11 protein-coding genes are annotated in these 13,489 nt (G+C 71.7%); 5 read left to right on the forward strand and 6 right to left on the reverse strand.

Annotated elements, in window-relative coordinates; genetic code table 11:
• Positions 1-30: 30 nt before the first annotated feature.
• On the reverse strand, positions 31-2,226 hold the full coding sequence (locus F9C41_RS31410) for an MMPL family transporter (protein ID WP_155390434.1): 2,196 nt from the start codon (positions 2,224-2,226) through the stop codon (positions 31-33).
• A 126-nt stretch (positions 2,227-2,352) separates the two neighbouring features.
• On the opposite strand from F9C41_RS31410, the gene F9C41_RS31415 reads away from it, so the two are divergent.
• Complete coding sequence (locus tag F9C41_RS31415; RefSeq protein ID WP_155390435.1) at positions 2,353-2,967, forward strand: Pr6Pr family membrane protein; 615 nt, start codon at positions 2,353-2,355, stop codon at positions 2,965-2,967.
• A 4-nt stretch (positions 2,968-2,971) separates the two neighbouring features.
• Here the strand turns inward: F9C41_RS31415 and F9C41_RS31420 are convergent, their stop codons facing one another.
• The 3 genes from F9C41_RS31420 to F9C41_RS42075 form a co-directional block, all read right to left on the reverse strand.
• Positions 2,972-3,709: a carbon-nitrogen hydrolase family protein gene (locus F9C41_RS31420; protein WP_155390436.1), complete on the reverse strand. Its 738-nt coding sequence runs from the start codon at positions 3,707-3,709 to the stop codon at positions 2,972-2,974.
• 38 nt (positions 3,710-3,747) lie between these two features.
• A complete protein-coding gene (locus tag F9C41_RS31425; protein ID WP_196280042.1) occupies positions 3,748-4,029 on the reverse strand; it encodes a DUF4190 domain-containing protein in 282 nt (93 codons plus the stop codon).
• Between the two features lie 71 nt (positions 4,030-4,100).
• Positions 4,101-5,564 carry a helix-turn-helix transcriptional regulator gene (locus tag F9C41_RS42075; protein WP_155390438.1) on the reverse strand — a complete coding sequence of 488 codons (1,464 nt, stop codon included), beginning with the start codon at positions 5,562-5,564 and terminating at the stop codon, positions 4,101-4,103.
• A gap of 50 nt (positions 5,565-5,614) precedes the next feature.
• Here F9C41_RS42075 and F9C41_RS41910 point away from each other — a divergent pair, with 50 nt between their 5' ends.
• The 4 genes from F9C41_RS41910 (at position 5,615) to F9C41_RS31445 (ending at position 10,896) form a co-directional block, all read left to right on the forward strand.
• Positions 5,615-5,749 carry a hypothetical protein gene (locus F9C41_RS41910; RefSeq protein ID WP_269058998.1) on the forward strand — a complete coding sequence of 45 codons (135 nt, stop codon included), beginning with the start codon at positions 5,615-5,617 and terminating at the stop codon, positions 5,747-5,749.
• 267 nt (positions 5,750-6,016) lie between these two features.
• Entirely contained in the window at positions 6,017-7,420 is a 1,404-nt protein-coding gene (locus F9C41_RS31435) for a cytochrome ubiquinol oxidase subunit I (RefSeq protein ID WP_155390439.1), read from the forward strand.
• 12 nt (positions 7,421-7,432) lie between these two features.
• Complete coding sequence (gene cydB / locus F9C41_RS31440; RefSeq protein WP_155390440.1) at positions 7,433-8,470, forward strand: cytochrome d ubiquinol oxidase subunit II; 1,038 nt, start codon at positions 7,433-7,435, stop codon at positions 8,468-8,470.
• Positions 8,471-8,664: 194 nt separating this feature from the next.
• Positions 8,665-10,896 carry a M4 family metallopeptidase gene (locus F9C41_RS31445; protein WP_155390441.1) on the forward strand — a complete coding sequence of 744 codons (2,232 nt, stop codon included), beginning with the start codon at positions 8,665-8,667 and terminating at the stop codon, positions 10,894-10,896.
• Positions 10,897-10,974: 78 nt separating this feature from the next.
• On the opposite strand, the gene F9C41_RS31450 is transcribed toward F9C41_RS31445, so the two are convergent.
• Together F9C41_RS31450 and F9C41_RS31455 are read right to left on the reverse strand one after the other, a co-directional pair.
• Entirely contained in the window at positions 10,975-12,561 is a 1,587-nt protein-coding gene (locus F9C41_RS31450) for an SDR family oxidoreductase (protein ID WP_155390442.1), read from the reverse strand.
• Between the two features lie 132 nt (positions 12,562-12,693).
• Positions 12,694-13,383 (reverse strand): hypothetical protein, encoded by a 690-nt coding sequence (locus F9C41_RS31455; RefSeq protein WP_155390443.1) that lies wholly within the window; start codon positions 13,381-13,383, stop codon positions 12,694-12,696.
• Positions 13,384-13,489 lie beyond the last annotated feature (106 nt).

Genomic DNA, 13,489 nt, shown 5'->3' on the forward strand with positions numbered 1-13,489 from the left:
TAACGCGCCTGCCCGCGCCCCTCGCAGTGTCTATGAGGAGCGGGGTGTGTGGGCAGCGGCGGAGGACGCCTTCGCGGGGTCGCGGCGTGGGCGGGGTAGGTTCGGCGAGGCGGTCCCAGGGGTGGGCGGCAGCGCGGCGCCTCGGGCGGGCCACCAGTTGGCGCGGCCGAGCAGCGACATCATGGCGGGCAGGAGCAGGCCGCGCACCACGGTGACGTCGAGCAGGACCGCGACGGCCATGCCGACGCCGATCTCCTTGACGGCGACCAGCTCGCCCAGCGCGAAGCCGAGGAAGACGATGCCGATCGACACCGCTGCGGCGGTCACCACCGGACCGGTGGCGGTGATCCCGGCCAGCACGGCGCGGTCGTTGGCGGCGCGGTCGTCGCCGGTGCGGCGGGCCCACTCCTCCCGGATCCGGGCCAGCAGGAACACCTCGTAGTCCATGGACAGGCCGAAGACGAACACGAACAGCAGCAGCGGCGTGGTCAGGTCCAGCGCGCCCCAGGGCGTGAAGCCGAGCAGACCCGAACCCCAGCCCCACTGGAACACCGCGACCAGCACGCCGAGCGTGGCCAGCATGGTCAGCAGATTCATCAGCAGCGCCTTCACCGGCACCACCAGCGAGCCGGTGAGCAGGAACAGCAGCAGCGCCGTCGCGACCACGACGACGGCGAGCGCGATCGGCAGCCGGTCGGCGGTGGCGTCCTTAGCGTCGACGAGCTGCGCGGCGGGTCCTGCCACCAGCATCGGCACCGAGGTCTCCAGCGCGCGCAGATCGTGCACGAACTGCTGGGCCTGCTCGTCCGTGGCCGGGCCCGGTCGCTCCACCTCGGCGATGACGACCTGTGGCGGCACGTTCTCGCGCAGATCCACATCGGTCACGCCGGGCAGGGCGCGCATCCGCGCGAGCAGCACCTGCACGGCAGGATCGGCGGCGGCGGCCTCGATGACCACGGGGACCGGCTGCGGGTACTTCGCGGCGAAGTGGTGCTCGTACGCCTCGTACGCCTGCCGGGCCTCGCTGCTCGCCGGCAGCGAGCGGGCGTCGGAGTCGGCGAGGTTGACGTGCAGCAGGGGCACGCTCAGGGTGAGCAGGGCCGCGGTCACCGCGAGCGCCACCGCGGCGGGCCGGCGCTGCGCGAACGCCGCCGACCGGGCCAGCATTCCCGGGCCGCGCCGCATGGGACGCCGCCAGACCCAGGTCCGGGTCCCGGGCGCGGGGATGCGCCGGTGCGCGATCGCGATCAGCGCGGGCACCAGTGTCAGGCCGGTCGCCGTGGCCAGCAGGACCACCAGCGCGCCGCCCAGCGCCATCGCGGCCAGCAGCGGGTCGGCGAAGACGAACAGGCCGGACAGCGCGGCGCCCACGGCCAGCCCGGACACCAGCACCGCCCGCCCGGCGGTGGCCACCGTCCGGGCCAGCAGGTCCGGTATCGGCGCGCGGGGGTCGGCGGCGCGTTCCTCGCGGAAGCGGGCCAGGATCAGCAGGCTGTAGTCGACGGCCAGGCCCAGGCCGAGCAGGGTGACCACGTTGACGGTGTAGTCGCTGACGCCGATCGTGCCGGCCAGTCCGGTCAGCGCCAGCAGGGTGCCGGCGACCGTGGCCAGCGCCGCGCCGATCGGCAGGCTGCCCGCGGCCAGCCCGCCCAGCATCACCACCAGCGCACCGCACAGCACGATCAGCGCCACCGACTCCCCGAGCGCGGCGTCCGCGATCGCCTGGTCGCCGAAGTCGCGCTCGGCCAGCAGTTTCCCGCCGACCAGCACCTGCGGCACGGACACCCGGTGCAGTGCGGCCCGCACCTGGTCGGCGACGGCGAGGGCGTCGTCGTCGCTCAGCTGCGGCGACAGCTCGACGACGACCAGCGAGTGCTGATTGTCGGCCGTGATCTGCACCGTCCCCGCCGTGTACGGGTCGGTGACCTTGACGACGCCCGGGATGGCCCGGATCTCGAACATGATCCGGCTGGCCTGGTCGACGAGGTCGGTGGCGAAGAAGTTCCGCCCGGACAGCACCGCGACCAGCTGCTCGCCGGTCGGCGTCAACTCGTCGAGGCGGGCCTGCGCGGCGGTCGAGGGCGCGTCCGGGCGCAGGTCGTCCAGGGGCTGGGTCCGGTCGTAGACCGTGCCGCCGAAGACCGCCCCGCACAGGGCGATCCCGGCCCAGCCGGCGATGACGGCGTACCGCCCCCGGGCGGCGATCCGACCGAGCCGTGCGAGCATCGCGTCCTCCTGGTGACCGGGCCGATCCGGTGATCGCCGACGCCATGAAATACCGCCGACCGTCCGAACGCAACAGCCGTCGCGCGCCCCTGTTCACCGCGGCCGCCCGTTGGTACGTTCTCGCGCATGTCGATCGCCCGTGCGCTGCGCGCCCTCACCGCGGGCTGCGCCCTCGCGGGCGTGGTGCTGCTGCTGGTGGACACCGGAGGCGACCCGGGCGTGGCCGTCTACTTCACGGTGCAGAGCAACCTGATCGTCGCGGCCGTGTTCGGGTGCGCCGCGCTCGGGAGGGGCGGCGTGCGGCTGCGCGGGGCCGCGACCCTCTACATCGCCATCACCGGCACCGTGTACCACCTGGTGCTGACCAATCCGGTGAGCCCGTTCTTCACGGCCGACCCGGGTGCGGACACGATGCACAACCTGCTCCTGCACACGGTGACCCCGCTGCTGGCGGCGATCGACTGGCTGCTGGTCAACCGGGAGCGGGTGCGCTGGTGGCACGCCGGCGCGTGGCTGGCCTACCCGCTGGCCTACCTGGCGTTCGCGCTGGTACGCGGGCCGCTCACGGGCCGGTACCCGTACCCCTTCATCGACGCGGGCGCGCTCGGCTACGGCGCGGTCGCGGTGAACGCCGCCATTTTCTCGGTGTTGTTCTTCCTGCTGGGACTGCTGCTCATCGGGCTGGGCGAGCTGGCCCGGCGGGTCCGGCGCGCGCCGGCCACCGCGCCCGACGCCGGCTGACCGATCATCGGATGGCGGCCGTCACCATGCCCGTCGTGCCGAGCGGGACCTGCGCGAGCACCTCGCCGGCCGGGCTCAGCACACTCGTCGGGCCGTAGCCGACCCGCAGCTCGTCGCGCTCGCCGGTGACGTCGGCGGAGACCAGCCACATCCTCGTCTCCCGCGCCCGCTCGGCCCTGATCCGGTGATGGCGGTCGCGCCACTCGTCGGCGGCGGGGCGTCGCATCATGTTCTGCGCGGGCACCAGCAGCACCCGCGCGCCCTGCCCGGCGACCGCCGCGGCGGCCTCGGGGAACTGCGTGTCGTAGCAGATGTTGATGCCGAACCGGACGCCGTTGCAGACGAACGTCGGATACGAGCCGCCAGGTGCGAAGTACTGCTCGCCGTCGGTGAGGTGCGTCTTGCGGTAGACCCCGGCCAACTCGCCGCCGGTGACCACCGCCGCGGAGTTGTACAGGTCGTCCCCGTCGGCCTCGATCATGCCGAAGACCAGCGTCTGCCGGATCGGGCGCAGCCGGCGCAGCACCGCGGCGAACCCGGCCGAGTCGAGGCTCAGCGCGTGCCTGTTCAGGTGCGCGGGCTCCACCAGGTAGCCCTGCAGGAAACCTTCGGGGAACAGGAGCAGGTCGAGGTCGTGGGCCTCGTCCCGTTCGGCGAAGCCTGCCATGCAGGCGATCGCCGCATCGACGTCTCCCAACAGCTCCGGCGTCTGGCAGGCGCCGACCCGCAACACTGCGCGCATCTCCAGGAGCGTAGTGGCGTCGATGCGGGCCGGTGCGCCTAGGAGAAGGCGGCGGCGAGCGCGCCGGCCTCGATGATGATGATCGCCAGGGGCAGTACCAGGCAGGTGTAGAGGCCGGTCACCGACCAGCCGATGACGACCGCGGCCAGGGCGAACCCGTTGCCGGTCTGACCCCGCTCGCGGATCTGCCGGCGAGTGACGTGGTCGAGGATCGCACCGACGGGCGCGCACACGTAGGTGACCACGCCGAGGCAGGCCAGCAGTTGGGCAGGCACGGCCAGCACGTTGTTGCGGCTGACGAACTGCTTGGCATGACCCACGGCCGCTGCCGTCGCCCTGGCTGTCCGGTCGAACGGGATGTTACCGAAGCATCAGCGGACGTGTCACCCGTTCATGCGCCATTGTGGACGGCCGGGGTCCGGGTTGCGGAGGCCAGTTCGGTGCGGTTGCGTACGCCCAGTTTGCGGAAGATGTTGCCGAGGTGGAACTCGACGGTCTTGGCGGACACCCCCAGCAGCGCCGCGACCTCCCGGTTGCTGAGCCCGCCCGCGACGGCCCGGGCGACCCTGGCCTCGGCCTCCGTCAGCTGCGGCCCGTCGGGCGCAGGCGTGTGCACGCCGCCGGCTTCGGTGGGCTGCGACCCGTGGGGCCGGGGCGCGGGCACGGCGCCGGAAGGGCCCGCGCCCGCCGGGCCGCCGGGCCCGCCGACGCGCTGCAGGTCGGCCATGACCTGGGCGAGCAGCCCGGCCGCGCCGATCGCGGCGTAGCCGGTGCAGGCGGCCTCCAGCAGCCGGGTCGCGTCCGCCCGGCGGCCCAGCCGGGCGTGCTGCGCGCCCAGCAGCCAGGCCATCCGGGGGCGGGAGAGCCGCTCCACGGGCCGGTTGAGCCCGGCCAGCGACGCCTCGAACCGGGCCATCGCCGCGAAGTCGGTGGGCTGCGCGATCCAGCCGCGCCAGGCGGGCAGCGCCGGTGCGCCGGGCCAGCCCAGCGGCGGGTCGGGCATGCCCGACAGCAGCGCGGCGGCGGCGTCCGGGCGGCCGTGCAGGGCGTAGTGGGTGGCCAGCTCCCAGCGGTGTTCGAAGATGAGGCCGGAGTTGACCCCGACCACGGTGTCGACGAGGAATTCGAGCATGCCGAGCCAGGCTTCGGTGTCGCCGGAGGCCAGGTGCAGCGTGGCCGCGCATTCGGCGATGTGCGCCGCGACCCAGTGCGACCCCGACCGTGCCGCCAGGTCGCGGGCCTGGGGCAGGCAGGCCGCCGCGGCGGCCAGGTCGCCGCACATGGCCTCGATCTTGATCAGCCACGAGGTGACTTCGGCCTCGATGTCGAGCCGCTGCGCCGCGCGGGCCAGCCGCTGCGCCTCGTGCAGTCCGACCCGACCGCGCAGCAGGTCGCCGCTCCAGGCGTCGCCGAGGCCGAGCATGGAGACCAGCCGGGCGCGGCGCGCGGGTTCGGTGTCGGCCGCTGCGACGAGGTGGGCGAAGCGCGGCCGGATCTCCTGTGGACGCATCAGGGTCAGCGTGCAGAACATGGCGCACTCCAGGTAGAGCGGGTCGGCGTGCAGCCGGTGCGTCTCGATGAGCCGCAGGGCGATCTCCAGATGCCTGGTGGCGTGGGGTTTCCTGGTGCGTACGCCGACGGCTCCGGCCACCGTGTGGAACAGCACCTCGGTATGCGGGCGGGCCGGGTCGGAGCGCAGCGCTGACAGCCGGTCGGCCAGCGGGCTCATGGCGGCCGGGTCGGCGGTGCGGGACACCTGGAAGAACGCTTCGGTGACCAGCCGGGCGGCGGCCACCGGCTCGGTGGTGCGCCGCGCGGCGGCCAGCAGCCGATCGGACTCGACATCGGGGAACACGCGCACAGAGTAGTGGGGCCGCACCAGGGATATCCCCAGGTCGCGCCAGGGTGCGACTGGCGGAATGGCGACAGCCGGCGGCCGAGCAGCCGCGCCGTGAGCACCGGGTGCTGCGCCTGTGCGACGCCACCGCGTGTTACGTGGCCTGGCGGGCGTACGACGAGCCGGCGGCCGGGTGGCGGTGATCGGCCGCCACCCGGCCGGGTCCCGGCCTTTGACACGTGTGCACGGGAATCCTTTCCGGGACGGAAGTCGGAGCGCTTCCAGAGCCTCAGGATTCAGGTGGGACGAGCGATCGCATAGACGTTTCGAAATGGCCGGCGGTCCGGGGACGAGGCGGACAGTGACCTACGAGCGTGACACAGCTCCCATTCGGGGGAGACCCCGTCATTCAGCTCATATTCAGGGAGGACGCTGCTGCCAGTAGCCTCGCACAGGCAGGAGTCCCCGGCATGGACGTGACGGAGCTGGCCCGCTGGCAGTTCGGCATCACCACCGTGTATCACTTCCTATTCGTGCCGCTCACCATCGGCTTGGTGTTCATGGTGGCCGCCTTCGAGACGGCCTGGGTGCGCACCGGCAACGAGAAGTGGCTCAAGCTCACCAAGTTCTACGGCAAGCTCTTCCTCATCAACTTCGCGATGGGCCTGGTGACGGGCATCGTGCAGGAGTTCCAGTTCGGCATGAACTGGAGCGAGTACTCGCGCTTCGTCGGCGACGTGTTCGGCGCGCCGCTGGCCATGGAGGCGCTGGTCGCCTTCTTCCTGGAGTCCACCTTCCTCGGCCTGTGGATTTTCGGCTGGGACAAGCTGCCGAGGAAGATCCATGCGGCCTGCATCTGGGTCGTCGCGGTCGGCACGGTGCTCAGCGCGTACTTCATCCTGGCCGCGAACTCCTGGATGCAGAACCCCGTCGGCTACCGCATCAACCCGGACACCGGGCGCGCCGAGCTGACCGACATCGTGGCCGTGCTGACCAACAAGGTCGCGCTGATCACCGTGCCGCACACCGTCGCCGGGTGCTTCCTGGTCGCCGGCGGCCTGGTCACCGCGGTAGCGGTGTGGCACCTGGTGCGCCGCCCCGGGCAGGACACCGGCGCGTACCGCAGCGCCGTGAAGATCGGCGCGTGGACCACCCTGGTCGCGATGGGCGCGATGCTGCTCACCGGCGACATCCAGGGCAAGATCATGACCGAGGTGCAGCCGATGAAGATGGCCGCCGCCGAGGCGCTCTACGAATCCGAGCAGCCCGCGCCGTTCTCCGCGTTCACCATCGGCACGCTCGACGGCAGCCGGCCGGTCTGGTCGGTGGAGATCCCCGGCCTGCTGTCGTTCCTCGGCACCGGCAGCTTCGACGGCAAGGTCGAGGGCATCAACGACCTGCAGGCCGAGTACGAGCAGAAGTACGGCCCCGGCAGCTACAAGCCGAACATCCCGCTCACCTACTGGACGTTCCGCCTCATGATCGGCCTGGGCGCCGCGGCCGCGCTGCTGGCGCTGTGGGCGCTGTGGGCCATCCGGCGCGGGCGTACGCCCAGCTCCCGGTGGCTGGTGCGAGCGCTGCCCCTGCTGCCCCTGCTGCCGCTGGTGGCGAACTCGACGGGCTGGATCTTCACGGAGATGGGCCGCCAGCCGTGGGTGGTGTTCGGCGAGATGAAGACGGCCGCCGCCAACTCGCCCAACGTCGGCGCGGCCGAGCTGATCACCTCGCTGGCGGTCTTCACCCTGCTCTACGGGGCGCTGGCCGTCATCGAGGTGCGGCTGCTGCTGAAGTACGCCCGCGCCGGGCTGCCCGACGTGACCCCGCCACCCGTGAGCGAGTCCGAAGAGGACCGCCCGCTGGCCTTCGCGTACTAGGAGAGGTGCGCCATGGAACTGTCCACCCTGTGGTTCCTGCTGATCGCGGGACTGTTCGTCGGCTACTTCGTGCTGGAGGGCTTCGACTTCGGCGTCGGCATGCTGGTGCCCGTGCTCGGCCGCGACGACCGCGAGCGCCGCGTGGTGATCAACACGATCGGCCCGCTGTGGGACGGCAACGAGGTGTGGCTGATCACCGCGGGCGGGGCGATGTTCGCCGCGTTCCCCGAGTGGTATGCCACCCTGTTCTCCGGGTTCTACCTGCCCCTGCTGCTGATCCTGCTGGCGCTGATCCTGCGCGGGGTGGCCTTCGACTTCCGCGGCAAGCGCCCGGAGGCGGCCTGGCGGCGGCGCTGGGACCGGTGCATCGTGTTCGGCTCGGCGGTGCCCGCGTTCGTGTGGGGTCTCGTGTTCGCCAACGTGGTGCGCGGAGTGCCGCTGGACGCCGGGCACAACCACGTCGGAAGCGTGCTCGACCTGCTGAATCCGTACGCGCTGCTGGGCGGGGCGACCATGGTGGCCCTGTTCCTCACCCACGGCGCGATCTTCATCGCGCTGAAGACCAGCGGTGACATCCGGCGGCGGGCGAACCGGCTCGCTGGGCGGGCCGGTCTGGGCGCGGCCGCGCTGGCGGTGCTGTTCCTCGGACTGACGCTGGCCCACCGGGGCGGCACGGCGGCGGTGGTGCTCTCCGTGCTGGCGGCGCTGTGCCTGATCGGCGGGCTGGTCGCGAACCGGGTGCCCGCGCGCACGGACCCGGCGCGCACGGATCCTGGCGGCCGCCGCGAGGGCTGGGCGTTCACCGGCACCGCGGCGGCGATCGCGCTGGCCGTGGCATCGCTGTTCGCGGGGCTGCACCCGTTCGTGTTGCCGTCGACCGTCGAGCCCGCTGTCAACAGTCTGACCGTGCTCAACGCGGCCTCGTCGGCGTACACCCTGAAGATCATGTCTTGGGTGGCCGTGGTGTTCGCACCGATCGTGCTGCTCTACCAGGGCTGGACCTACTGGGTGTTCCGCAAGCGCATCGGCATACAGCACATCCCGGAGTGAAACGGAGGGATGCGATCGGCTCCGCCGGAGTGACCGGACGGGTCGAATATGTGACGGCCATGGATGGATCGCGCGCGAGTATGTCACACATGAATCTGCATACTCAAGTCTTTCTATGTAAGGGGGGAACAGGGTATCCATAGGGAACTCGTGGCTACCGCCACGAGAACTTTGTGGAGAGTCGGGGAGGACTCGTGAGGAAGATCCTCGCCACTGCCGGCGTGGCCGTCACCGCGGTCGCGTTCGTGGCAGTGTCAGCAACCTCGGGCGCGGCAGCGCCTGACACGGCCGCGGCGACGCGTGCCGCGTCCGTCGGCGCCAATGCCGCGGACATCCGTTCGTCGGCCTCGGACGGTTACGCCGTCGACCGCGTCCGCCAGGACGCCAACGGCGCCACCCACACCAAGTACACCCGCACCTACCAGGGTCTGCGGGTGTACGGCGGTGACTTCGTGGTGCACACCAAGGCCGGCGGCGCCTACGCCGGCGTGTCCAACGGCCTGATCGCGCCCATCACCGTGGCGACCACCCCGAAGGTCACCGCGGCGAAGGCGCTGGAGACGGCCAAGGCCAACTTCTCCGGCACGATCACCCAGGCGGTGGGTTCGGAGCTGTTCGTCGACGCCAGCACCGGTCAGGGCCGACTGGCCTGGGAGACCACGCTGCACGGCTGGCTGGCCGACGGCCAGACCCCGTCCAAGCTGCACGTCGTCACCGACGCGCAGACCGGCGCGCTCATCGGCTCGTTCGACGAGATCGAGACGGTCACCGGCACCGGCAACGGCATCTACACGGGCAACGTCAGCATCGACACGACGCTGTCGGGCTCGACGTACCAGATGATCGACCCGGTCCGCGGCAACGGCCGCACCTGTGACATGAACAACGGCACGTCGACCTGTACGACGTTCACCGACGCGGACAACGCGTGGGGCACCGGGGCCAACTCCAACCGGCAGTCCGCCGGCGTGGACGCCCACTTCGGCGCGGCCAAGACGTTCGACTACTTCAAGAACATCCACGGCCGCAACGGCATCTTCGGCAACGGCTCGGGCGTGCCCAGCCGGGTCCACTACGGCAACGCGTACGTCAACGCGTTCTGGGACGGCGCGCAGATGACCTACGGCGACGGCTCGGGCAACAGCCGCCCGCTCGTCTCCATCGACGTCGCCGGCCACGAGATGAGCCACGGCGTCACCGAGGCCCTGGCGGGCCTGGTCTACTCGGGTGAGTCCGGCGGCCTGAACGAGGCCACCTCGGACATCTTCGGCAACATGGTCGAGTTCTACGCGGCCGCGCCGTCGGACCCGGGTGACTACCAGGTCGGCGAGAAGATCAACATCAACGGCAACGGGACCCCGCTGCGCTACATGTACAACCCGACCCTGGACGGCGCGTCGCACGGCTGCTGGTCGACCAGCACCAACAGCGTCGACGTGCACTACAGTTCGGGCCCGGGCAACCACTTCTTCTTCAACCTGGCCGAGGGCACCGGCGCCACGTCGTTCGGCACCAGCCCGGTCTGCGGTTCGGCTCCGGCCGTGACCGGCATCGGCCGCACCAAGGCCGAGAAGATCTGGTACCGCGCGCTGGACGTGTACTTCACCTCCAGCACCCGCTACGTGCTGACCAGCAACCCGGCCAACACCGCCCGCGCCTACACCCTGCGGGCTGCCACGGACCTCTACGGCACCTGCTCGGTCGAGTACAAGACCGTCCAGGCCGCCTGGACCGCGGTCAACGTGGCGGGCAACGACGCCGCCTGCCCGACCGGCAACGACTTCTCCCTCGCCGCCGCGCCGGCGTCGGGTGCGGTCAACCCGGGCAGTTCCGTCACCACCACCATCGGTGCGACGCTGACCAACGGCAGTGCGCAGACCGTCAGCCTGTCGGCCAGCGGCCTGCCGAGCGGCGCGACCGCGTCGTTCAACCCGGCCTCGATCTCCTCGGGCGGTGGCAGCTCGCTTCTGACCATCGCCACCAGCGCGTCGACCCCGGCGGGCACGTACGCGGTGGTCGTCACGGGCACGGGCGCCAGCTCGACCCGGACCACCACCTACAGCCTGACCGTGAACGGCGCGCCGGGCTGCACCGGGACCAACCCGACCGACGTGGCCATCCCGGACAACACCACGGTGAGCAGCACCATCACCATCTCCGGGTGTGCCCGCAACGCGTCGGCGACCAGCTCGGTCGCGGTGACGATCTACCACACCTACAAGGGTGACCTGGTCGTCGACCTGGTCGCGCCGGACGGCAGCGTCTACAACCTGTCCAACCGGGCCGGCGGCAGCGCCGACAACATCATCCAGACCTTCAGCCGGAACCTCTCGACTGAGGCCGCCAACGGCACCTGGACCCTGCGGGTCCGCGACGCCGCGTCGGCGGACACCGGGCGTATCGACACATGGTCGCTGACCCTCTGACCTGATCCTCCCCAGAAGGAAATGGCGGAGGCGTCACCCGCACCCCTGGGTGGCGCCTCCGCCATGTCCTGCCGGCGTCTACGGGCCGGACGGGGCGGCGTCGGCGCGGACCCGCGTCGGCGACAGTGCCCGGACCGACGGCGGCGTCGGCTCGGCGGGCGAGGCGGCCCGCTCGGCGGCGCGGGCGATGTTGCGGGCCATGCCGCCGAAGATGAAGTGGTGGAACGGCGAGATGCACTGCCAGTACAGGTGTCCGGGCAGCCCACGCGGGATGAACACGGCCCGCTGGTCGTAGCGGCACACGTGCTCCGGGCTCAGCAGGTCGTGGTCCACCCGCAGCTCCAGCCAGGCCCGGCCGGGCAGCAGCATCTCGGCCCGCAGCCGCAGCAGCCTGCCGTGCTCGATCTCCTCGACCCGCCAGAAGTCCAGCGCCTCCCCGACGTAGATCTCCACCGGGTCCCGGCGGCCCCGGCGCAGCCCCACGCCGCCGATCACCCGGTCCAGCCAGCCGCGCAGCACCCAGGCCAGGGGTGAGGAGTACCAGCCCGTCTCGCCGCCGATGCGGATGATGACGTTCCACAGCGCGTCCGGCGGCGCGTGCACCCGGCGCGTCTTGTGGTCGATGTACACGCTGCCGCCCGACCAGTCCGGGTCGGTGGGCAGCGGCTCGGCCGGCGCGCCCGTCCAGGTGGCGGTCGACCAGCGGGTCTCCACCTCGGCGTCGCGGATCTTCGCCAGCGCCAGCTCCACCGCCTCGTCGAAGCCCTTGAGCCCCTCCGGCGGGTCGGGCACGTAGCGCGCGATGTCGTGCTCGCGGCACACCGCCTCGTGGATCAGGCTGGCGACCAGCGGTTTGGCGATCGCACCGGGCACCGGCGTGACCAGGTTGACCCACTGCGAACTGAGCCACGGCGTGAGCACCCCGACCGGCACGATGACGCGCGGGCGCAGCCCGGCGATACGGGCGTAGCGGTCCATCATCTGGCGGTACGTGAGCACTTCGGGGCCGCCGATGTCGAAGGAACGGCTCACCTGCTCCGGCACGCTCGCCCAGGCGACCAGGTAGTGCAGCACGTCGCGGACGGCGATCGGCTGGATGCGGGTGCCGACCCAGCGCGGGGTGACCATGACCGGCAGCCGCTCGGTGAGGTAGCGCAGCATCTCGAACGAGGCCGAGCCGGAACCGATGATGACCGCCGCCCGCAGCGTCACCGTGGGCACCCCGGAGGCGGCCAGCAGGGTCGCCACCTCGTCGCGGGAGCGCAGGTGGGCCGATGCCGGCTCACCGCCGGGGGTGGAATGCGGTTCCGGGCCGCCGAGGTAGACGATGCGTTTGACCCCGGCCTCTCGTGCGGCCTCGGCGAACGTGTGCGCGGCTCGCCGGTCGACGTCCTCGAATCCCGGCGAGCCCAGTGAGTGGACCAGGTAGTAGGCCACGTCGATGTCGCGCAGCGCGTCGCGAGTGGCGTCGAGGTCGAGCACGTCCGCTTCGGCGATCTCCGCCCCGCGGGCCCACGGCACGTCCCGCAGCCGCCCCGCCGACCTGGTCAGGCAGCGCACGTGGTGCCCGGCCTCGATCAGGCGCGGTGCGAGCCGCCCGCCGATGTAGCCGGTCGCCCCGGTCACCAGCACTCGGGCTCGCCGACCTGTGGATGGCCGTGCCATGCCTGAATTCTACGAACCCGGGTGGGTTCCCGGGCCTTTGCGGCGGATGCTGCGTCGATTCACCGCGCGGGCAAGGGCGATTTCTGTGCTTCATGCGGCTTGCGGGTGGCGGCGCGGTTGATCGAGGCGGGGTCAGGCGTGGGGGAGGAGGGGTTGGGGTGCCGGGTGGGGCGTTGCGAGTGCGGGTTGGCGGGCCGCGTGGATCAGGGTCGCGACCACGGCGGACTGCAGCCCGAGCTCGCCGACGTTGCCCAGCCAGAAGTGGGCGGCGCCGGCGGCCGCGGCGGCGAACATGGCGATCGCGCCCAGGCATAGCCAGGGCCGGCGAGCGGTGCGCCAGGTCAGGATGCCGATGGCGACGAGCAGGAGCATCGTGATGATCGCCGGGATCGGCGGGCCGGCGGCGGCCGCGTTGACGTAGCGCAGCGTGTCGGCGTACTCGCGTGGCTCCAGGCGCAGCGCGACGATGTCGCCCGCGACGCCCAGCCCGATCAGCGCCGCGACCAGCACCGCCCCGGCGAACCGCACCGAGCGCCTGGTCAGCAGGGTGACGCCGAGCCGGGCCGCGAGCGCCGCACCGGCGACGACGAGCAGCGGGGTGAGCACCGCATGGATCCAGTAGCGCGGCGCGTTCACGGCCTCCAACGAGGGGCCGAAGCCGAGCGGCCGTCCGATCGCGACGGCCGCGTTGTCGTAGGCGAGGCCCACGCAGATCACCGCGATCAGCATGGCGGCGGGCCCGGCCGCGCCGCGTAGGCGGGCCGCGACGACGGCCAGGACCAGCAGGCATACCGCGATCGCCGACAACAGCACTGAGATCATCCGAGCCGCCCTGGTGTTTCGTAGGTGGGAACACCGTTTCGTCAGAGGGAAAGTTATTCCTCGCGTCCCTGATGGCGCAAGGGTTTCCCGCGGTGCGCGCAAACAT

The organism is Catellatospora paridis, from assembly GCF_009720365.1.
Classification (GTDB): Bacteria; Actinomycetota; Actinomycetes; order Mycobacteriales; family Micromonosporaceae; genus Catellatospora; species Catellatospora paridis.

Coding starts and splice junctions, on each gene's coding strand:
- F9C41_RS31415 (WP_155390435.1), top strand. CDS start 2,353: ATGTCGATCGCCCGTGCGCTGCGCGCCCTCACCGCGGGCTGCGCCCTC.
- F9C41_RS31435 (WP_155390439.1), top strand. CDS start 6,017: ATGGACGTGACGGAGCTGGCCCGCTGGCAGTTCGGCATCACCACCGTG.
- F9C41_RS31420 (WP_155390436.1), bottom strand. CDS start 3,709: ATGCGCGCAGTGTTGCGGGTCGGCGCCTGCCAGACGCCGGAGCTGTTG.
- F9C41_RS31450 (WP_155390442.1), bottom strand. CDS start 12,561: ATGGCACGGCCATCCACAGGTCGGCGAGCCCGAGTGCTGGTGACCGGG.
- F9C41_RS31410 (WP_155390434.1), bottom strand. CDS start 2,226: ATGCTCGCACGGCTCGGTCGGATCGCCGCCCGGGGGCGGTACGCCGTC.
- F9C41_RS31455 (WP_155390443.1), bottom strand. CDS start 13,383: ATGATCTCAGTGCTGTTGTCGGCGATCGCGGTATGCCTGCTGGTCCTG.
- cydB (WP_155390440.1), top strand. CDS start 7,433: ATGGAACTGTCCACCCTGTGGTTCCTGCTGATCGCGGGACTGTTCGTC.